Consider the following 20,652-nt stretch of genomic DNA (forward strand, 5'->3'; position numbering starts at 1 on the left):
CTTGTGTGGTGGATTCGGTGTCGGTCCGGCCGCCGGGTGGTGGTCGACGGTCACGGTTGCAGCAGCAGGGTCCCCTCCTCGCGGGGGGACGGCGGGACGTTGTAGCGGTTGAGGGCCCAGGCGGCGATGTCGCTGAACAGCGGCGCCGCGGATTGGCCGCCCTGGCCGTGGACGCCCCGGACCGGCTCGTCGAGCATGATGCCGATGACGAACCGCGGGTCGTCCGCGGGGGCGATGCCCGCGAAAGTGATGTGGTACGCGGAGTTCGAGTACCTGCCGGTGTCGGGGTCGACCTTCTGGGCGGTGCCCGTCTTGCCGGTGAGCTGGTAGCCCTCGATGCCGTCGCCGGCTGCCGTGCCGGACTGCAGACCCGTCGGATCGGACTGCAGCACCGACTGGAACATGTCGCGGACGGTGCGCGCCGTCTCGGGGCTGACGACCTCGACCGGGTCGGGTCGCTCGGCCTCGACGACGGTGCCGTCGGGCGCGGTGGTGGACTTGATGATCCGCGGCGGGACGCGCACGCCGTCGTTGGCGATGGCCTGGTAGATCCCGGTCATCTGCAGCAGCGACATGGCCATGCCCTGGCCGATGGGCAGGTTGGCGAAGGTGCCGCCGGACCACTGCGGGCGCTGGGGCACCAGGCCGGAGGATTCGCCGGGCAACTCGACGCCGGTGGACTGGCCCAGGCCGAAATCGTGGATGAGCTCGGCGTAGCGGTCCGGGCCGAGACGCTCGGCGAGCATCAGCGTGCCGACGTTCGAGGACTTGCCGAAGATGCCCGTCGTGGTGAATTCCTCGGGGCCGTGCTGCCACGCGTCGTTGACGGTGACGCCGGACATGTGGATCGAGCCGGGCACGGTGAGGACCTCGTCCGGGGTGGTCACGCCGTCCTCGATCGCGCCGGCGGCGGTGATGATCTTCGCCACCGAACCCGGCTCGAACGGGTTGGACACCGGCGTGTTGCCGATGTTGCGGCCTTCCTCGACCTCGCGGCCGATGTCGCGGTTCGGGTTGGCCGTGTCGGACTGCGCCATGGCCAGGATCTCGCCGGTCTTCGCGTCGAGGACGACTGCGGAGGCTTCCTTCGCCCCGGAGTTGTCCTTTGCCTGCTGCACCTGCTGCTGCACGAAGTACTGCATGTCCGCGTCGATCGTCAGCTCGTAGTCGGTGCCGTCGATGGGCGGGTGCTGGTCGCGGGTGGAGCCGGGGATGGCGATGCCGTTGGCGGCGATGTCGACGGTGCGGCCGCCGTTGACGCCCTGCAGCGTCGCGTCGCGGGAGGCTTCGAACCCGAACTGGCCGACGCCGTCCATGCCGATCTTGCCGATGATGTTCGCACCCACCGCGCCGTTGGGGTACTGGCGGATGTCCTGACGCTCGGAGACGAGTTCGGGGAATCGTTCGACGACGGCGGCGGCCTTGTCGGGGTCGACGTTGCGCACGAGCACCTCGTAGGAGCTGTCCTCGTCGCGAAGCTTGTCCAGGATCTCCCGCGAGCTGATGCCCCCGGGGGTCTCGCGGATGCCGTCTTCCGCCGGCTCTTCCGCTGCTTGACGACGGCGACCCTCGCGGCCCTTGTCGGCGTCGAGGTCGGCGACGTCGAGCATTCCGGGAAGGGCGTCGGCGATGTCGCGGAGTCGCTGCTCGTACTCGGGGTATTCGTCCGGGTAGAGCTCGTGGGCCTCTTCGAGGTGCGCCCGCAGGCTCGAGGGGTGGGCGGTGATGCTGCGCGCCTCGAGGGTGAACGCCAGCGATGCGCCGTTGCGGTCGGCGATGGCACCGCGGCGGGCGGCGTCGACGATTTCGATGGTGCGCTGATTCTGGGCGCGGGCGGCCAGGTCGGGCCCGGCGACGAGCTGCACCCAGCCGAGGCGGACGATGAGGACGGCGACGATGATCGCGCCGATGACCTGCAGGGCCCTGCGGCGGCGCTGGAACTCGGTGCCGGAGGTGTCGATCCGTTCGGACGACGCCAACGCCCTGTTGCGGCGCGGCGACGGACGCGTCCCCGACTCGACGGGGATACGACGATCCCGGCGGTCCCGGAATTGCCCGGAATCGCCGCGGTCGTCAGGGGTACGGATCATGCCTCGTGCCTTCTCGATGAACGGACCACGGCGGCGTGCCGTGGTCGCATGCGGGCGTCAGTCTACAGCCGGGGCGGGCGCCCCTTCGGGATTGACGTCGTCCGCGGGAGCCGGTGCCGGGGCGGGGGCCGGCGCAGGTGCCGGGGCGGGGGCGGGAGCCGGGGCGTACGGGGCCTGGGCGGGCAGCTGCGGGGCCGCCGGGCTGGCCTCCTGGACGGCCGGGGCCTGCATGCCCGGGACGTATTCGGTCTCGGCGGGGTCCGAGGTCGGGGCATCGGGGCGCTCGGCCGCACCGTTGATGTCGACGATGCGCTGGTGCTCCGGGTCACCCGGACGCACCTCGTGGACCGCGCCATCCTCGCCGACGACGAGGATCGCCGGCTGTTCGACGTTGACCATGCCCATCTCGGTGGCGCGACGGGCGATTTCCGCGGTGGACCGCTGGAACTCGACGTCGCGCTCGAGGACGGAGATGCCGTCGCGCAGACGCTGCTCTTCCTTGCGGGCCGCGTTGAGTTCGAAGGACTGGGAGGTGGACAGGCCGGAGAGCACCATCGCGAGGATGATGCCCAGCACGACCACCATGATCGAACCGGCGGCGAAGCGGACGGTGGAACGGTCCTCCGTCGTGTTCGTCAGGCGGCGTCCCCTGAGGGAGACGACCTGCCGGGAACCGGTGCGCCCCCGGTACGCCGACCTGCGGCCCTTGTTTCGGCGGTGCGGGGCGGGGGCGGCCGGCGAGTGGACGCGGCCACGCCCGATCGTGCGGGTGGGGGCGTCGTCCGTGATGGTGGCTGCCATGGCTTCTCCCGTGGTCTACGCCGCAAGCGGCGGGTCGGTGGTGCGGTGGTGGTGAGTGGTGGTGCTGGGGGTGCTGTTATTCGGTTGTCGCCTTGTGGTGGTGGCCGCCGAGGGCTTTCCCGACTTCCGTCAATCCGGCCTGACGCGTTCGATGCATCGCACGCGCACCGGTGCGGCACGCGGGTTGTCCGCTATCTCCGCTGCGTCCGCCTTTTCGGCGCCGCGGGTGACCAACCGGAACTTGGGCTCGTGACCCGGAAGCTCCATCGGCAGCCCGGCCGGCGTCGTGGACTTCACGCGTTCGGCGAAATCACGCTTGACCAGGCGGTCCTCGAGGCTCTGGTAGCTCATGAACACCGCCCGGCCACCGACGGCAAGTCCCTCGCACGTCATGGGCAGGACGTTTTCCAGCGCCTCGAGCTCCCGATTGACTTCCACGCGCAGCGCCTGGAACGTGCGCTTCGCGGGATGCCCTCCCGTTCGGCGGGATGCCGCGGGGATGGCGTCGTAAAGCAACTCCACGAGACGGCCCGACGTGGTGAACGGCTCCTTCTCGCGTTCCCTCAGCACGGCCGCGGCGATTCGGCCCGCGAAACGCTCGTCGCCGTACGTCGAGAGGATCCGCGCCAGATCACCGTGCGAGTACCCGTTGAGGACGTCCGCCGCGGTCGGGCCCGTGGTGGGGTCCATCCGCATGTCCAGCGGCGCGTCGACGCGGTACGCGAAACCACGGTCGACCTGGTCGAGCTGCATGGAGGACACGCCGAGATCGAACAACGCGCCGGCAAGACCGACCTCGCGGGCCAGCGCGATGGCCGGGGCGTCCGGGGCGAGATTGCCGGAATCCTCCGGGTCGAAACCCGGGACCGCGACGGCGCCGTCGATGCCGATGACGTCCGCGAGTCCGTCGAACCGCGTCTGGACGCCGACGAACCGATCGCCGAAACGAGCCAGCCGCTCACGCGCCGACGTCAGCGCGGCGGCATCCCTGTCCAGGCCGATGAGGTGCAGGCCGGGGAACGTCTCCAGCAGGTGCTCCGCATGACCGCCGGCGCCGAGGGTGCCGTCGACGACGACGGCACCGGTCCCGTCCGGGGAGCCAACGCCGGTGATGCCTGGTTCGAGGAGCTCGGTGACCCGATGCAGGAGGACGGGCACGTGGCCGTGCTCGCCGGATTTGCGGTCGCCGGGAGTCGATGCGGTGGCCGCTGCCGAGGCACTTTCCGGCACGACTTCAGCACCGTTGGCCACTCCAGTCACATCGTTGACATCGGTCATCGGCACTCCCTCCGGAAGAATCGCAATCGGTTTCGTTTACCTCGCTCGGCGTCATCCGCGGGGCGCGTGCACAGGGCCCTGCCCGAACCGGACCTGGTATCGGGGAAGTACACCAGGGTCGGTTCGGACAGAGTCCTTGCGGACGCTCCCGTCCCGGGCGGCGCGGCGAGTCCTACAGAACCCCGAACAGCGAATCGTCTTCGCCGTCGGAGAAGTCCTCTTCGTGCTCCGCCTGGTAGGCCTCCCAGGACTGCTTGTCCCAGATCTCCAGAAAATCGATGGATCCGATGACCACGCATTCCTTGGTCAGGCCCGCGTATTTGCGGTGATCCGCCGACAACGTGATGCGCCCCGACCCGTCGGGCCGCTGTTCGTCCGTGCTCGCCGCCAGGTTGCGGATGAAGGCGCGGGCCCGGGTGTTGGTCCGGGATGCCTTCGTCGCGCGCTGTGCGAGCTGGATGAACTCGTCCTTGGGGTAGACGGCCAGCGAGTGGTCCTGCCCCTTGGTCACCATCAACCCGCCGGCGAGTTCGTCGCGGAACTTCGCCGGGAGCGTCAGGCGACCTTTGTCGTCCAGCTTCGGGGTGTAGGTGCCGAGGAACATGTCGTTTCCGGCTCCTCTCCCCTTGTCCGGCCGACGCGGTGGCGCCGCATCTCGTCATCTCATCGGTATTCGTCTTTTTTCTGCGATGTCGGTCGACCTCTCCAACATCACGGCCCACAGTACCCCACTTTGCCCCACAAGCAACACCTTCCGCCCCACTTTCCTGCGGTTTTTCAGCGCCTTTAACCTGTCAACCTGCATATTCGCAGGTGGAGCGTCCGCCCGTGCGCAGTGTCACGCAGCATGCTTGACGACGATTTCCACCGACCGGCGCGTCGCCTTCAAGTGCCGCAGGTCACACACCAAGGGGCGTGAGCAAAAGCGGAGGATCCGGGCGCGAACTGGCGAAATACAGCCTTCAAACAGGCCAAATGCAGGACCCATCGCGGATTCTCCCCTTTTTCGCCCCACGCGCCAATGCCCACCATCCCCCTCCCGGCAATGGCCAACGAAACGCCAGTGGGGCGAAGTGGGTGGCCGCGGTGGGGCGAAGTGGGGCGCTGCGGTGGAGCGGAGTGGTTAATGCGACGGATTGGAGTGGGACGCGGCAGCGGAGCGGTATCGGTCGCCGCGGCTGAGCCTCGTGGCGCACGAAAAAGGCCCCCTCATGGCGAGGGGGCCGGATGGCGGGTTATGCCGACGTGAGTCGTTGGATTACGCCGATGTGCATACGCCGACGCACACGGCCCGAACCCGCGAACCACGGCGCGGGATGGCGTTCCTTCGGGCTGGTTCGTCAGCGGTCCTGGAAGCGGCCGCGGAAGCGGTCTTCCATGCCGCCGCCTGCGGGTCCCTGGCGGCGGGGCTTCTTGGCGCCGGATCCGCGGGAACCGCCGACGCCGACGGACACGAGGGGGGAGCCGTCACCCGATCCGGTCAGCGCCCACACGCCGGCGCCGAACATGGCCAAGAATCCGATGATGCTCAGCGCCAGGAACCACAGGCTGGTGGTCGCCAACGCCATGCCGCCAACGAGAAGCAGCAGACCGACGCCGATGATGGCGATGACCCGGGGCGAGAATCCGCGCGGCGCGCCACCGTGTTCGAACCCCATGGATTTTCCGGACATCGTGGAGCCGAACTTCGGATCCTCTGCATACAGCGCCGATTCGATCTCGGCCAGCATCCTCTGTTCCTGCTCGGAAAGTCCCATGGGTTTCCTCCCCTGACTCACGGTCGGGCTACTCGTACTTCACATCATCCACGCCCCCCGGCGGCGACACCTGCCACCGCCGACGGCGAACGCTCTATGGGGTTCAACGGCCGACGCGCCTCTTTTGTTCCCGAACCTGCCCCCGCATTCCACGTGACCGGCCGGGGGCCGGAAGAAATTCCGACGGGTGTCGCCCGTAGGGCCAGTGTACGCACGTCTCCCCCAGACAAACCACCGCTTTCCCACATGATCAGGCGACGTCGGGAAGCATTCCGAAATCGGCCTCCACCTCGGCGAGAAAATCGGTGGCCAGAGCCTGCACTCGCCGGGCCTCCAATTCATCGACGCCACGGGCCAGCCCGATGCGCACATCCTCCCATCGCGGCGTCAGAGCCTCGAACCGCGCGGCCCACGGCGCGTACGCCGGAGCGTGCCTGCGCACCCGCGCCCAGGCTCCGTTGTCCGACTTGCGTCGCCGACCGGGCTTCTCGGCGATCGCCGCACCGGCCACCCGCAGCGCCGCCTGGTACGACAGGTCCAGTCGGTCAGCCGGCGACGCGGTCTTGGCCTGCGCGAGCAGCGAGTCCGCCCGCCCGAGGAAGGAAACGGCCTGAGCGGACAGCCCCGACGGCGCCACCACCGCACTCCTCCCCTGTTCCACGCGTGCCATTGGTCTTCTCCTTTCCTTCCATGTCCATCGCCTCGTCCGACGCACCACCACAGGCATCGACGAAGCTCCAATCATTCGTTCGATGGGTTCCGCACCACCGGCCCACCATCGCCTCCGCGACACCCCGAACAGTAAGGGCCTCCCCGGATTCCCCTTCAGAATATTCGAACACCCATTCGCACGCAAGGTTCGTTTACGCGCCCGAACACCGACTTTTCGCCGCGCCGCTGGCAACCCCGGTTAAGCTGTACGGGTGCGATACAGCGTCCTCCCCATGCCGGAACGGATTTTCCGGCTTCGGCTTCATGAGGCCGTCTCCCTTTACGTCGAGGCGATGGGCTATGACCCGTCGATCGTCGACTCACGCGTTCGGGCGTGGGCGTTCGCCCGTCACGAGCCGGGGTGGGCGGCGGTGGCCGCAGTGGCGCATCCGGAGGACGTCGCCCCGCATGTGGCGTTGGCCGACGTTTCTTTTCCTTTGGTCGGCGTCGCCTACTGCCAGTCGGGTACGCCGACTCAGTGGTGGCATGTCCAGGTTCGTGCGGGGATGGCGGAGCGCCGCACTCCCCTTCACGTCGTGTCGGACACGTTGACCGATTACGTGGAGTTGGCCGAAATTCACGTCGATCCGCGGCATCAAGGTGCCGGCCTCGGCGAACGCCTCATCCGCGAGCTCATGCACGGTCGTCGGGAGCGCCGTGTTCTCCTGTCGACTCCCGAGGTTCCCGCCGAGGCCAACCGTGCCTGGCGTCTGTACCGGCGCCTGGGTTTCGGCGATGTGCTGCGTCATTTCCATTTCGCGGGCGATTCGCGCCCCTTCGCGGTGCTCGGTGCCCCGCTTCCCTTGACCGCGGATGATTCGCTTGACGACGCCGCCGCCCCTGCGTCCACCCGACCGGAGGGAAGGAGTCCCCACGATGACCGCTGAGGGACTTCGTCGCCGGTTCATGGCACTGTTGGCGGTGATCGTGCCGGTGTTCGCGTTGGCGGGATGTTTCACCGCCGATGCTGCGGTGACCATCTCGGGGTCCGACCGCGTCAACGGCACCGTGCATGTGGCGATGCCGCAGAACGCGACGTCGCGGGAGAATCTCTGGGAGATTCCGGAGAACTTCGGTGATGCCGTGACCGTGGAGACGGGCCAGTCCGGCGACAGTCGCACCGCGACGTACACGCTGCGCGATCTCACGTTCGATGAGGTGCACGACCTCGTCGGTTCCGCGGCGGGCGACGCGATCGATCTCGAGCTCGAGCGCGTCGGCGGCAATCAGGTGTCGTTGAACGGCAAGGCCTCGCTGACCCGTTTCCCCGGTTCCCGGGTGACGTTGGCCATCGCGTTCCCCGCGCCGGTGACCGGCACGAACGGCACGGTCGACGGCGGGCACACGGTGCGCTGGACCATGGAGGGCGCACGCGACTCGACGTTTTGGGCGACGTCCCCGGCGGGCAGCACCGACCGTGACCAGCTGCTGTTGTGGGTCGGTTTGACCACCGCCGCAGGCATCCTCGCCGCCTTGTTGGTGGTTTTGTGGGCGCGCCGCGACCACGACATGCGCGACTGATCAGCGCTCCACCCGCCGACTCCCCAACTGACGGTCAGAAACCGCCCCGGACCATGTCCTGCCCGGTTCCCCACGCCGGCGCCATGCCGAGGTTGTGCAGGACCTCTTGGGTGGCGCGGGCGAAGTTGAGGGTCATGAAGTGGATGCCGGGCACGCCCTCGGAAATGAGGCGCTCGGCCATTTCGGTGGTGACCTCGATGCCCACCTTTCGGATCTCGTCGCGGTTGGCTTCCTCGTCGCCGGCCGCCGCACGCGTCAGACGCTCGTCGAGGGCAGGCGGCAGCGCCGAACCGGACAGCTCCAGCTGACGACGCACCGACCGCATCGACGTGATCGGCATGAGCCCCGGAATGATCGGCTTCGCGCCGTGTTCCGGGTCCGCCGCCACGAGACGGTCGCGCAACCGCAGGTAGTGGTCGACGTCGAAGAACATCTGGGTGATCGAGTACTCCGCGCCGGCACGCAGCTTCGCCAGCGTGTAGCGGGTGTCGGACTCCAGGTCGGGCGCACGGAAATGGCCCTCCGGGAAGGAGGCGATGCCGATTTCGAAATCGGCGAATTCCTCCTCGTCGCGGATCAGCTCGATGAGTTCCGAGGCGTACTGCAGACCATCCGGGGTCGGCGTCCAGTCGCCCAGCGGGTCGCCCGGCGGGTCCCCGCGCAGGACCAGCAGGTTGGTCAGGCCGCGTTCGAGGTACGCGCGCAGGATCTGCCGCAGCTCCGGAACGGAGTGTCCGACCAGCGTCAGGTGCACCAACGTGGTCAACGGCTCGCGGGAAACGCGTTCGGCGATGCGCAGCGTGCGGTCTCGGGAGGAACCGCCCGCACCGTACGTCACCGAAGCGAACGACGCCCCCAGGTCGTGGAAGGCCTCCGCGGCGCGCAGGAGTCGTTCTTCCGCCGCGTCATCCCGCGGCGGCATGAACTCGACGGAGAACGGGATCGGGCCGGGGCTCGGCAGGGTCAACGCATGGCGGATCGGAACCTGGCGGCCCACCGCCGGTGGCGGGAATTCGGACATGACCGGTTATCTTATGGGGAGAATGCCAGACGTGGCCGACCCGGGTCTCGTGTGGCGACGAATACAGGCGAATGCACCCGAAAGGTGGCGTAATGGCCGACTCTGCGAAGTACCCGGTGATCGACCCCGGAATGTCCCCCCGCGACGTCCCCGCCGCGGTGACCGGAGCGTTGACCGATTTCTTCGACGCCCGGTCGGCGATGGTCGCCGACATCGACGAGGAGTTCTCCCGGGTCATCGGTGCGCTGAGCGACTTCACGCTGCTCGGCGGCAAGCGGGTGCGGCCCGCCTTCGCCTGGGCCGGTTGGCTCGGCGCCGGGGGCGACAGGGGAATGCACGCCGATGTCGAGGACGCCGAGGCGGTGTTCCGGTCGGTGTGCGCGCTGGAGTTCATCCAGGCCTGCGCGCTGATCCACGACGACATCATCGACGCCTCCGACACTCGCCGCGGCAATCCGACGGTGCACAAGATTTTCGAGGCACGCCACAGAGACAACGGCTGGCGCGGCGACGCCGTCCACTACGGCCATTCGGTGGCGATCCTGGCCGGCGACATCGCCCTGGCCTGGGCCGACGACATGTTCCACGGGTCGGGTCTGACCGATGCCGCCCGCAATCGGGCCCGCGAGCCGTGGTGGCGCATGCGCACGGAGGTGTTGGGCGGCCAGCTGCTCGACATCACGGCGGAAGCGTCCGGCGATTCGCGCGTGGGCGTCGCGGAGAAGGTCAACCGCTACAAGACCGCCGCCTACACCATCGAGCGTCCCCTGCACATCGGTGCGGCCATCGCCGGCGCCGGCGACGACATCGTCGACGCCTACCGCGAGTTCGGCATGGACATCGGCATCGCCTTCCAGCTTCGCGACGACCAGCTCGGCGTGTTCGGCGACCCCGAGGTCACCGGAAAGCCGGCGGGCGACGATCTGCGCGAGGGCAAGCGCACGGTGCTGGTGGCCACCGCCCTGGAACGTCTGCGCGTCACCGATCCGGACGGCGCGCATCATCTGGACGAGAAGCTCGGCCGGGTCGACGGTCTCGACGACGTCGCCGAACTGCGGGATCTCATCCACGCTTCGGGTGCCGACGAGCAGATCGAGCTCGAGATCGACCGTCTGACCCGCCGTGGCCTGGAGGCCCTGGAGTCCGCGCCGATCGTCGAGGAACAGCGGGAGCGTCTGGCCGACATGGGCCGCCGCGCCACCGCCCGGGCCTGGTAGTCCCCGGCCCCGCCGGCCCCCGCCGGGTCACCCGCCCGGATCATCCGCCACAGACATCGAGGTCGAACCCCCTTGCAGAATCCCGCCCCCGCCTTCATGAAGTTCCTGCCGCTGTCGCCGGTGCCGGGCCCCCGGCGCCGCGTCCCCGCCGGTGATGGAGGACGGGAGCGGGACATCGTCGTCATCGGCGCGGGCCTGGCCGGGCTGACCGCCGCGCTGCATCTGACGGGTGCGGGCCACCGCGTCACGGTCGTCGATTCGGCCGACCATGTCGGCGGTCGTTGCGCCACCGAGGAGGTTCGGGTGCCCGGCGCGGGCGTGACCGTGCGCACCGACACGGGCGCCACGGTGTGGACGATGCCCCAGCTGGTCGAGTCGGCGCTGTCGGCCGTCGGCAAGCGGATCTCCGACGTGGACCCGGCGTTCCGGGTCGAACGCCTGGCCCCCGCCTACCATGCGATGTTCCACGATGGCCGGGCGCTGGACGTCTACGGCGACGCTTCCCGCATGGCCGCCGAGATCGCCCGGTTCGCGGAGGCAGGCGGCGATGATCCCGCCCCGCGCGTCGAGGGGTATCACCGGTTGCGCGAGTGGTTGGCGGAGATGTTCGCGTCGGCGTATCCGCATTTCATGGCGGCGAGTTTCGATTCTCCGCTGGACATGGTCGGTGATTCCGGCACGGCGGGCGATTTGGGGCATCTGCTTCAGCTCGGGGCGTTCGGTTCGTTGGGCGGCCGGGTGGAGTCGCTGCTCGGCGATGAGCTGTTGGCCCGCGTGTTCAGTTTCCAGGCCCTGTACGCAGGCGTTGCGCCGAAGAGCGCGCGGGCGGTGTACGGCTGCATCGCGCACATGGATACGTCGATGGGCGTCTTCTACCCCACCGCGTCGCGCACGGGGTCGGGCATGGGTGCGATCGCCGAGGTCATGGCGGAGGCTTTCGTCGGTGCGGGCGGCACGTTGCGTCTGTCCGCTCCGGTGACGGGTCTTGCGGTCGACGGTCGCGGCCGCGGCGTCACCGCGGTGGAATGCGGCGACGAGTCCCTGCCCTGCGACGGCATCGTCGCCACCGTCGATCTTCCGGTCGTGAAGGGTTGGCTTGACGACGCCGGCGCTCCGGCCAAGAAGCGGATCATCCCGACGAGGTCATCTCCGTCGGCGATGGTCGCCCACGGTGCCGCGCCGGTGGAGGTGACGAGGAAGTGGCCCGATCGGCATCATCTGATCTCCTTCGGCGAGGCGTGGGACGACACGTTTCGCCAGATTTCCTCGCCGCGCGGCGGTTCCCTCATGTCGGATCCGTCGTTGCTGGTCACCCGTCCCGCCTTCACGTGCCCAGACCGCATCGTCATCGACGCCGAGGGCCGGGAGTGGGAACCGGTCAGCGTCCTCGCGCCGTGCCCGAATCTGGCGTCGGCCGACGTCGACTGGGATCTCGTCGGCCCCGCGCACCTGGCGGAGGTCACCGCCGTCCTGGAGGACCGGGGGTTGACGGGCATCTCCGAGCGCTGGTCCGTCGGGCGACTCGACACCCCGGCGACCTGGGCCGAGCAGGGCATGATCGACGGCAGCCCGTTCGGGTTGGCGCACCTGTTCCGCCAGACCGGGCCGTTCCGTCCCCGCAATCTTTCCCCGCGCCTGCCGTCGAACCTCGTGTTGGCGGGATCCACGACGGTGCCGGGCGTGGGAGTGCCCACCGTCATGCTCTCCGGCGCTCTGGCCGCCGATCGATTCACGGGCGGTGCGGTCCGGTGACCGCCGACGCCGCAACCACGTCCACGCCGTCGCCGGGCACCGCACCGGTCGTCGACAAGCCCAAAGCGGCGCCGGCGGCCCGCGACCGCTGGTGGACCGACTCCGCGAAGCTCGGCTTCGTCGGCGCGCTGTTCGTGGCCCTGGGTTCCTACGGCGCCGGCGCGACCCGCTACCGCGGCGGCATCGTCGACGCGCTGGGCCTGGGGTGGATCACCTACGGGCATGGTTTCGCGCTGTTCGAGATCTTCATCTGGGTCGGCGTCGTCGGCATCCTCGCCGCCTGGCTGCTCGCCGGCCGCCGGCTCATCTTCGACCGCCCCGCCCCCGCCGTCGACCGTCTGCGCACGCTGAACCGGTCGCTGCTGTGGTGGCTCATCCCCCTGTCGGTGTCGGCCCCGGTTTTCTCGCGCGACATCTACTCGTACCTCATGCAGGGCGCGATGATGCGCGACGGCTTCGACCCGTACAGCGAAGGCGCGGCGGTCAACCCCGGCCCCATGCTGCTGGAGGTCTCCGCCGACTGGCGCAACACCACCACCCCGTACGGCCCGCTGCATTTGGGCATCAACGAGGTGATCACCCGCATCGTCGGCGACAACATCACCATCGGCATCGTGCTGTTCCGCATCCTGTGCGTGCTGGGGTTCCTGGCCATCGTGTGGTCGGTGCCGCGCATCGCGGTGAAGCTCGGCGGTGATCCGGCGTTGGCGCAGTGGCTGGGCGTGCTCAACCCGCTGGTGCTGCTGCACCTGGTGGCGGGTCTGCACAACGAGTCGATCATGGTCGGCCTGGTGTCGCTGGCGTTGGCGGCGGGACTGATGATGCCCCGCCTGCGCGGCGCGGTCGTCGCGGCCCTGCTCATCGGCGTGGCGGTGTCGTTGAAGGCGACGGCCGTCATCGCGCTGCCGTTTCTGGTGTGGATCGCCGTGACCCGCGGCGGCGAGCTGGCCGACTGGTCCGCCGTCTTCCGCCGAGTGCCGACGTTGCTGGGCTACGGCATCGGCATGTCCGCGCTCATGGTCGGCGCATTGACGGCGGTGACGTGGCTGACGGGTTCGACGTGGGGTTGGCTGACGGAGATCAGCGGCAACACGAAGGTGATCAACCCCCTGGCCGCGCCGTCGGCGGTGGCGGGCGCCATCGCGGCGGTGATGGCGTGGATCGACGACACGGTAGTGTTCAACTCCATCGTCGCCGTCACGCGTCGGGTGTCGTCGGTGATCATGGTCGTCGGTCTGGTGGCGTGCTGGTTCGTCTTCCGCCAGAATCCGCGCCGCAACGTCGCCGGCATGGTCGCGGCCTACGGCGTGGCCGTGGTGTTCAACGCGGTGGCCCTGCCCTGGTACTACGCCAGCCTGCTCACGCCGATCGGCACGTTCCGGCCGCCGCGGTGGCTGGTCCAGGGCACGGTGGTGGCCACGCTGATTCTGTGCCTGTCGTTTTCCGGCGGCGGCAACAACCGCTTTTACGACGTGCCGTGGATGATCGTCATCACCGTCGCCGCGTGGTTCGCCCTGCGGTGGCTGGTCAACGGCGACGTCCGCCGGGCGGTGCGGTGGCGGGGGTCGCTCGACGACGACCCGCCGCGGTGACTCCGCCGTCCGGATGATTTAAGCCGTCCGGGTGGTTTAAAACGCCATCGCCTGGGCGCGGCGGATGACCTCGCGCGCCAGGTGTCCGTGCAACGCGTCGATGGGGCGGCCGGGCAGCGACTCGTCTTCGGTCCACAGCCACGTCAACGCCTCGTGGGGGCGGAAGCCGCCGTCGGAGAGAACGGCCAGGGCGCCCGCGGCGAACTTGTTGACGCCGTCGTCGTCGAGAAGCAGCGCCGGCACCCGGGGCACTCCGCCGCGGTCGACGGCCACGAGCTTGCCCTCCTGCAGCATCGCGTGGACGCGGGTCACCGGCACGCCGAGTCGGTCGGCGACGTCGGGGACGACCAGGGTCTCTTCGTCGGCGGGCAGGACATCGGGGCACGTGGGGATCTTTCTCACGCCGCAACCTTACCGCGCCCGGCGGCGACGTCCGACCGCGTTGGCACCGGCGCGCGGCGGTCGGTCATACTGGTGGGCGTCACATGGGAGGAGAAGGGGCTTATGGCTGAAGTGAGCGAGGGCGACGTCCTCGACGGCCGGTACCGCATCGGTCCGCTCATCGCACGCGGCGGCATGAGTTCCGTGCACCGGGCAACGGATCTGCGGCTGGGCCGGGACGTCGCCGCGAAGGTGATGGACCCCCGATTCGTCCACGACGAGTCCTTCCGCACCCGGTTCGAGCGGGAGGCCCGCGCGGTGGCGCGCATGGCCGATGAGTCGCTGGTCAACGTCTACGACCAGGGCCATGACGCCGCGGGGCACGTCTTCTTGATCATGGAGTTGGTCGACGGCGGCACGCTGCGCGAGTTGCTCCGCGAGCGAGGCCCCATGCCCCCGCATGCGGCGGCCGCTGTGCTGGCCCCGGTGTTGCGGGCGTTGTCGTTGGCCCATGACCGGTCGATGGTGCATCGCGACATCAAGCCGGAAAACGTGCTCATCTCCGATTCCGGCAAGGTCAAGCTCGCCGACTTCGGGTTGGTGCGGGCTGCGGCGGATTCGAAGGTGACGTCGAATTCGGTGATCGTCGGCACGGTCGGGTACTTGTCTCCGGAACAGGTCACGGGCGCGGAGATCACCCCGGCGTCCGACGTGTATTCCACGGGCATCTTGCTCTACGAGCTGCTGACGGGGTCGACGCCGTTTTCCGGCGACACGTCCTTGGCGGTGGCCCTGCAGCGCCTGAACAAGGACGTGCCGCCGCCGTCGGAGGCCATCGACGGCGTGCCGCCGGAGTTCGACGAGCTCGTCGCCCGAGCCTGCGCCCGCGAGCCGTCCGCCCGGTTCGCCTCGGCCGCGGAGTTCGCCGCGGAACTGGAGGAGATCGTCGGCGTGCTGGGGCTGCCGCCGTTTCGGGTGCCCGCCCCGGTCGATTCGGCGGCGCACCGCGCGTCCCGGACGAAGGACGACCTCGCGGCGCCGGATCCGGAGGACGTGCGCGGAACCGAGCTTTTCGACGGCCCGCCGGAGCCCGGTTTGTTCGGGCCACATGCCCATGACCGGATGAACGAAACTCGCCACGACGTTCCGGCCGCTCCCCTGCCGGCACCCGGCATGTTCACCTCCCCCGATGACGGCGACGGCTACGACGACGGTTATGACGGCGAGGAGTACGGCGGCCACCGTCACGACGACCGGTACGCCGACCGGTACGTCGACGACGAATACCGCGACGAGTACGGCGACGAGGACTTCGCCGACCGTCCCGCCGACGACTGGGCGACTCGCCCCGGCGCCGTCGACGAGTGGGGCTCGCGCCACACCGCCGTCGACGCCGGTGCCATTGAGCGACGCGGTGGACGGGCGGCCACGCCGGACCGTCGTCAAGCACGGGCCCGGGAGGGACGCCAACGCACCCGGACCGGCTTCGCCATCTGGCTCATCATCGCCCTCGTGGCGACCCTGGGCATGGGCCTGGGCGCCTGGTGGCTGGGCTCCGGACGCTACGGCGAAGTGCCGTCGATCTCCGGCATGACCGAACAACAGGCGTCGGCGGCCGTGTCCGACGCCGGATTCGAACCGATATCCCGGCAGCAATACCACGACGTCGTGCCGCAATCGCAGGTCATCGGCACCGAACCGCTCGCCGGGGCACGCGCCGTCAAAGGAGCGCCCGTGACCGTCCTGGTCAGCCTGGGCCGCCCCACCGTGCCCGCGCTGCCCGCCGACCGCTCCCCCTCCCGGTACTCGACGATGCTGCGGGAACGCACCCTCGTCGAAGCCACCGGCGACCCCATGTATTCGGAAACCGTCCCCAAGGGCGCGATCCTCATGACCGACCCCGCCGCCGGGCAAACCGTCGCCACCGGGTCGACCGTCACCGTCCACCTGTCCAAGGGACGCGCCCCCGTCAACGTGCCCGACGTCGTCGGACTGCACATCGACGACGCCCGGGAAGTCATCGAGGACGTCGGCCTGACCGTGGCCGACGTCGTCGAGGAGTTCTCCGACACCCACGACCCCGAAACCGTGCTGTCCGTCAACCCCGAACCCGGCACCGGACTGGAACGCGGCTCCGACGTCACGCTCACCGTCAACAACGGCATCGAAGTCCCCGACGTGGAGGGGATGACGCTCGAAGAGGCCCGCAAACGTCTCAGCGACGCCGGCCTCGTCGTCCGCGACGTCACCCGCACCGAAGACTCGCCCCGCAAGGCCGGCCGGGTCGACTCGACCTCCCCGCAGGGCGGCACCATGGTCGAACCGACCGACACCAGCGTCGACATCGTCGTCTCCGACCGCGTCGAAGTGCCCAACGTCCTCGGCTCGACCATCGGCGACGCCCGCGAACGCCTCGAAGAACGCGGCCTGAAACTGCGGATCAACGGCAACGCCAGCGACGACGACCGCATCTACAGCCAGTCCCCCCGCGCCGGCAGCGACGCCAAACGCGGCGACACCGTCACCGTCCGCGGGTTCTAGAACGGGCGCGTCCGAGCCGACGCCGGGCCCGGACCAGCCGCGGTCCTGCCCCGGGACCCGATCGCGGCGCGGGTTCCGGTCCGAAGCCGAACGCCGGGCCGGTCCCGACTCGATCGACGGGCCGGCCCGGCGCACGGGCGATGGACGGGTTGATCCTTAGTTGCGGAGCATCTCCGCGACCAGGAACGACAGCTCCAGCGACTGCTGGGTGTTCAGGCGCGGATCGCACGCCGAGGCATAGCGGCCCGGCAGGTCGACGTCGGCGATGTCCTGCGCGCCGCCCAGGCACTCGGTGACGTCTTCGCCGGTCAGCTCGATGTGCAGACCACCCGGGTGGGAGCCGATGGAACGGTGGACCTCGAAGAAGCCCTGGACCTCGTCGACGATGCGGTCGAAGTGGCGGGTCTTGTAGCCGTTGGACGCGCTGTAGGTGTTGCCGTGCATCGGGTCGCACTGCCAGATGACCTTGTGGCCCGTGGCCTCGACCGCCTCGACGATGGCCGGCAGCACGGTGCGGACCTTGTCGTTGCCCATGCGCGACGTCAGGGTCAGGCGGCCCGGCTCGAACAGCGGATCGAGCTTCTCCACGTAGGCCACCGCCTCCTCCGGCGTGGTCTTCGGGCCGATCTTCACGCCGACCGGGTTGCCGATCAGCGCGGCCAACGCCACGTGGAAGTCGTCCAGGCCGCGGGTGCGTTCGCCGATCCACAGCTGGTGCGCCGACAGGTTGTACAGCTTTTCGTCGCCGGACTCGTCGTGGGCCAGGCGCAGCATCGCGCGCTCGTAGTCGACGACGAGCGCCTCGTGCGAGCAGTAGATGTCGGCGGTCTGCAGATTGGAGTCGGAGACGCCGCAGGCCTGCATGAAACGCAGGGCGTGGTCGATCTCGCGGGCCAGGTCCTCGTAGCGCGCGCCGGCCGGGGAATTGGTGACGAACTCGCGGTTCCACTCGTGCAGGCGGTGCAGGTCCGCGGTGCCGGAACCGGTCAGGGCGCGGACCAGGTTCATGGCGGCCGAGGCGTTGGCGTAGGCGCGGACCATGCGGGCCGGGTCGTGAACGCGGGCTTCCTCGGAGGCCTCGACGCCGTTGACCATGTCACCGCGGTAGCTCAGCAGCCCCTCGGAGTCGCGGTCGGCCGAACGCGGCTTGGCGTACTGGCCGGCGATGCGGGCCATCTTCACCACCGGGGTGGAGGCGCCGTAGGTCAGGACGACCGCCATCTGCAGCAGCGTCTTGATGTTGGCCCGGATGTGGGGCTCGGTGTTGGACTCGAAGGTCTCCGCGCAATCGCCGCCCTGGAGCAGGAAGGCACGGCCCATGGCCACGTCCGCCAGCTCTTCCTTCAACTTGCGCACTTCGGGGGCCACGACGATCGGAGGCACCGATTCCAGAATGCGTCGCACGTTGGCCGCGGCCTTCGGGTCCCACGAGGGCTGCTGCAGCGCGGTGCGGGACAGGGCGTCCTCGAAGCGCTCGCGGATGCCATCCGGCAGCGGCGGCAGGTCGGGGAGATCGTTCATGGGGAGGTCAATGGTCCAACTCACGCGTGCAATCGTAGCCGACCATGTCAACCTCGCCGTCACCGCGGCGGGCGGACCTTCGCGATCTCACGGAAACGCACGAGGTTGTGGCGGGCATCGGCCAGCGCGTCGTGACGCCCGTCGTCCTGGCGGGGCAGGCGCGGCTCGCCGGCCATTTCCCAGTACTGCTTGAGTTCCCTGGTGAAGCGCGGGATCTTGCGGGGCAGGCGGGTCATGTCGCCCCACAACTGCGCGAAGACGACGTGGTCGTAGGCGCCGACCCACGCCCACAGTTCGGGATCGCCTGCGCCGGGTGCCAGGAGAAAGCGCTCGAGTTCGTCGCGGATCACCGACCGCGGCTTCCACAACGGCGACGACGGATTGGGCAGCTGGCCAAGCACGTTGGCCCGCACCCACGGCCCCGCCGCCCGGGCGTCGAACTCCGAGGAAATCGCGTAATACTCGCGGCCGTCTTCTGCGACGACACCGATGGAGACCAGATCGATCGTCCGGCCGTCCTCGATGAACTCGGTGTCGTAGAAATAGCGCACGACGCCCAGGATAGCCCGGGCGTCGTGGTGGTTCTCCGGCGGGGACCCGCCGTTCGCGGGTCCACCGTCCGAGGGGTCGCCGCCCGCGAAGAGTCGCCGTTCGTCGTTTACAGCGCCGCGGGAACGGCGGGGGTCTCCAGGGGTCCACCCGGCTCGGTGCCCTCCGGGTAGCCGTCGCCACGCGACAGCGAGTCCTTGACGTCGGCGGCGTAGGCGTCGACGTAGGCCTGACCGGACAGCGAATGCAGGGCCTTCATCAAATCGTCGGTGAGGGCGCGGGCGCAGGCGTACTCGTCGCCGCGATCGCCGTAATCGGCCGGGTCCAGCGGATCGCCGATGACGACGCCGACCTTCTTCGGGCGGGGCACCCACGTGCCGATGGGGTTGGCCTTGTTGGTGCCGATCATCGCCACCGGGTACACCTTCACCCCGGTCTGCAGCGCCACGCGGGCCAGGCCGGTCTTGCCCCGGTACAGGCGACCGTCGGGCGAACGAGTGCCCTCCGGGTACATGCCCAGCACGTCACCGCGATCGAGGACCTTCACGGCCGCATCGAGGGCGTCCTGCGCGGCGTCGCCGGACTTGCGGTCGATGGGCACCTGGCCGGTGTTGGCGAAGAAAAATTTCTGGATCCGCCCCACCAGGCCGGGCGTGGTGAAGTACTCCATCTTCGCCAGGAACGTCATCTGACGGCGTGCGACCAGCGGGAAGAAGAAGGAATCCATGACCGCCAGGTGATTGGAGGCCATGATCGCGGGCCCCTCGTCGGGGATCTTCTCGCCGCCCTTGTACGTCGGGCGGTTCCACACCCGGAGGAACGGGCCCATGAGCACGTACTTGAAGAACTTGTACCAGGGATTATTCACCCGATCTAATATACAGGCCCTTTCACGTTTGACCAGTTCAGGGCGTTTTTCCCAGGTGACCGGGTGTCCGCCTCGCCAGATCCGCCACGCCGATCATGCCCGCGTCGGCACCCAACCGGGCCACCTCGATGCAGGCGGTGGGCCGGTGTCCGGCACCGGTGACTTCGGTGCCGAAGACCGCGCGGGCCCGCTCGAGGTACTGATCGGCGGCCTGGGCGACGCCACCGCCGATGACGATGAGCTCCGGGTCGAAAACGTCGGCGACCAGCGCCAGCGCACGGCCGACCCAGTCGGCGAAGTCCCCCACGGCGGCGACGGCGAGCGGATCGCCGGTTTGGGCGGCGAGCATGACGTCGGCCCCGGTGGCCGTGCCGTCGATGCACGCGGCGGCCAACGGCCCGGCGAATCGTCGCGTCGTGGCCAGCTCGCGGGCGGTGGCGGCCAGCGCCGTGCCGGAGCAATACCGTTCCAGGCATCCGCGCTTGCCGCACGAGCACGGCCGGCCGCCGGGGACGACGGTGAGGTGACCGAACTCGGGGGCGGTGCCGAACGCGCCGCGGTAGATCTCCCCGCCGCTCATCATCGCACCGCCGATGCCCGTGCCCAGGGCGAACAGCACCCAATCGCGGGCGCCGCGGGCCGCGCCGAAGCGGTACTCGCCCCAGGCCGCGGAATTGGCGTCGTGTTCGAGGGTCACCGGCAACGGCAGCCGTCTCCCCACCCGGGCGGCCACGTCGGCGTCGCGCCACGGCAGGTGCGGCGCGAAGCGGACCACGCGCCGGCCCGAGTCGAGGAATCCCGCCACCGCGAGCCCCACGGCCACCACATCGGGGTGATCGTCGAGCAGCGCGCCGGTCATCTCGACGATGCCGTCCTCCAGGTCCGTCGCGGTGCCGTCCGACGATCGCCGCATGCGGTCGATGACGACGCCGTCCGCGGACACCACGGCCGCGCGCAGGTTCGTGCCGCCGATGTCGAAGCCGATGGTGGGCCCGGCGGGCGCGGTGGTGGGCGTCGTCACGTGGGGCTCCTGGTGGGTGGGGTTGCGGGTC

General features: G+C 69.4%; 18 protein-coding genes. 6 read left to right on the forward strand and 12 right to left on the reverse strand.

What is annotated here, in order from left to right:
• Nucleotides 1-50: 50 nt before the first annotated feature.
• The 6 genes from CFREN_RS08385 to CFREN_RS08410 form a co-directional block, all read right to left on the reverse strand.
• Nucleotides 51-2,090 carry a peptidoglycan D,D-transpeptidase FtsI family protein gene (locus CFREN_RS08385; protein WP_083291164.1) on the reverse strand — a complete coding sequence of 680 codons (2,040 nt, stop codon included), beginning with the start codon at nt 2,088-2,090 and terminating at the stop codon, nt 51-53.
• Between the two features lie 57 nt (nt 2,091-2,147).
• Nucleotides 2,148-2,891, reverse strand: a complete 744-nt coding sequence (gene ftsL, locus CFREN_RS08390) for a cell division protein FtsL (RefSeq protein ID WP_209652582.1) — start codon at nt 2,889-2,891, stop codon at nt 2,148-2,150.
• A 129-nt stretch (nt 2,892-3,020) separates the two neighbouring features.
• Nucleotides 3,021-4,169: a 16S rRNA (cytosine(1402)-N(4))-methyltransferase RsmH gene (gene rsmH, locus CFREN_RS08395; RefSeq protein ID WP_209652580.1), complete on the reverse strand. Its 1,149-nt coding sequence runs from the start codon at nt 4,167-4,169 to the stop codon at nt 3,021-3,023.
• Between the two features lie 172 nt (nt 4,170-4,341).
• Nucleotides 4,342-4,773, reverse strand: a complete 432-nt coding sequence (gene mraZ / locus CFREN_RS08400) for a division/cell wall cluster transcriptional repressor MraZ (protein WP_035124155.1) — start codon at nt 4,771-4,773, stop codon at nt 4,342-4,344.
• 736 nt (nt 4,774-5,509) lie between these two features.
• On the reverse strand, nt 5,510-5,926 hold the full coding sequence (locus CFREN_RS08405) for a DUF3040 domain-containing protein (RefSeq protein ID WP_070519050.1): 417 nt from the start codon (nt 5,924-5,926) through the stop codon (nt 5,510-5,512).
• A 250-nt stretch (nt 5,927-6,176) separates the two neighbouring features.
• The gene (locus CFREN_RS08410; RefSeq protein WP_209652578.1) at nt 6,177-6,596 is read right to left on the reverse strand and encodes an SAV_6107 family HEPN domain-containing protein; all 420 of its coding nucleotides are present in this window, start codon (nt 6,594-6,596) and stop codon (nt 6,177-6,179) included.
• A 274-nt stretch (nt 6,597-6,870) separates the two neighbouring features.
• Here CFREN_RS08410 and CFREN_RS08415 point away from each other — a divergent pair, with 274 nt between their 5' ends.
• A complete protein-coding gene (locus CFREN_RS08415) occupies nt 6,871-7,524 on the forward strand; it encodes a GNAT family N-acetyltransferase (RefSeq protein ID WP_209652576.1) in 654 nt (217 codons plus the stop codon).
• On the forward strand, nt 7,514-8,158 hold the full coding sequence (locus CFREN_RS08420) for an LppM family (lipo)protein (RefSeq protein WP_209652574.1): 645 nt from the start codon (nt 7,514-7,516) through the stop codon (nt 8,156-8,158). The genes CFREN_RS08415 and CFREN_RS08420 overlap by 11 nt, the downstream gene beginning before the upstream one ends.
• 34 nt (nt 8,159-8,192) lie before the next feature.
• Here the strand turns inward: CFREN_RS08420 and metF are convergent, their stop codons facing one another.
• Entirely contained in the window at nt 8,193-9,179 is a 987-nt protein-coding gene (gene metF, locus CFREN_RS08425) for a methylenetetrahydrofolate reductase [NAD(P)H] (RefSeq protein ID WP_070519045.1), read from the reverse strand.
• A gap of 92 nt (nt 9,180-9,271) precedes the next feature.
• On the opposite strand from metF, the gene CFREN_RS08430 reads away from it, so the two are divergent.
• From CFREN_RS08430 to CFREN_RS08440, 3 genes are all read left to right on the forward strand, one after another.
• Nucleotides 9,272-10,396, forward strand: a complete 1,125-nt coding sequence (locus CFREN_RS08430; RefSeq protein ID WP_070519042.1) for a polyprenyl synthetase family protein — start codon at nt 9,272-9,274, stop codon at nt 10,394-10,396.
• 72 nt (nt 10,397-10,468) lie between these two features.
• A complete protein-coding gene (gene crtI / locus CFREN_RS08435) occupies nt 10,469-12,148 on the forward strand; it encodes a phytoene desaturase family protein (RefSeq protein WP_224369878.1) in 1,680 nt (559 codons plus the stop codon).
• The gene (locus tag CFREN_RS08440; protein WP_209652573.1) at nt 12,145-13,740 is read left to right on the forward strand and encodes an alpha-(1->6)-mannopyranosyltransferase A; all 1,596 of its coding nucleotides are present in this window, start codon (nt 12,145-12,147) and stop codon (nt 13,738-13,740) included. Before crtI ends, CFREN_RS08440 begins: the two co-directional genes overlap by 4 nt.
• Before the next feature lie 36 nt (nt 13,741-13,776).
• Here CFREN_RS08440 and CFREN_RS08445 read toward each other — a convergent pair whose 3' ends face one another.
• Nucleotides 13,777-14,142, reverse strand: a complete 366-nt coding sequence (locus tag CFREN_RS08445; RefSeq protein WP_070519041.1) for an Rv2175c family DNA-binding protein — start codon at nt 14,140-14,142, stop codon at nt 13,777-13,779.
• A 102-nt stretch (nt 14,143-14,244) separates the two neighbouring features.
• On the opposite strand from CFREN_RS08445, the gene CFREN_RS08450 reads away from it, so the two are divergent.
• Nucleotides 14,245-16,662 (forward strand): PASTA domain-containing protein, encoded by a 2,418-nt coding sequence (locus CFREN_RS08450; protein WP_209652571.1) that lies wholly within the window; start codon nt 14,245-14,247, stop codon nt 16,660-16,662.
• A 156-nt stretch (nt 16,663-16,818) separates the two neighbouring features.
• Here CFREN_RS08450 and CFREN_RS08455 read toward each other — a convergent pair whose 3' ends face one another.
• The 4 genes from CFREN_RS08455 to CFREN_RS08470 all read right to left on the reverse strand — a co-directional run bounded on the left by CFREN_RS08455 (nt 16,819) and on the right by CFREN_RS08470 (nt 20,621).
• A complete protein-coding gene (locus CFREN_RS08455; RefSeq protein WP_070519037.1) occupies nt 16,819-18,207 on the reverse strand; it encodes a class II 3-deoxy-7-phosphoheptulonate synthase in 1,389 nt (462 codons plus the stop codon).
• A 35-nt stretch (nt 18,208-18,242) separates the two neighbouring features.
• On the reverse strand, nt 18,243-18,734 hold the full coding sequence (locus tag CFREN_RS08460) for a polyadenylate-specific 3'-exoribonuclease AS (protein ID WP_035124188.1): 492 nt from the start codon (nt 18,732-18,734) through the stop codon (nt 18,243-18,245).
• Nucleotides 18,735-18,841: 107 nt separating this feature from the next.
• Nucleotides 18,842-19,600, reverse strand: a complete 759-nt coding sequence (locus tag CFREN_RS08465; RefSeq protein ID WP_209652568.1) for a lysophospholipid acyltransferase family protein — start codon at nt 19,598-19,600, stop codon at nt 18,842-18,844.
• A 37-nt stretch (nt 19,601-19,637) separates the two neighbouring features.
• A complete protein-coding gene (locus CFREN_RS08470; protein ID WP_209652566.1) occupies nt 19,638-20,621 on the reverse strand; it encodes an ROK family protein in 984 nt (327 codons plus the stop codon).
• Nucleotides 20,622-20,652: the final 31 nt, after the last annotated feature.

Origin of the sequence: Corynebacterium freneyi (assembly GCF_030408835.1) — a bacterium.
Taxonomy (GTDB): Bacteria; Actinomycetota; Actinomycetes; order Mycobacteriales; family Mycobacteriaceae; genus Corynebacterium; species Corynebacterium freneyi.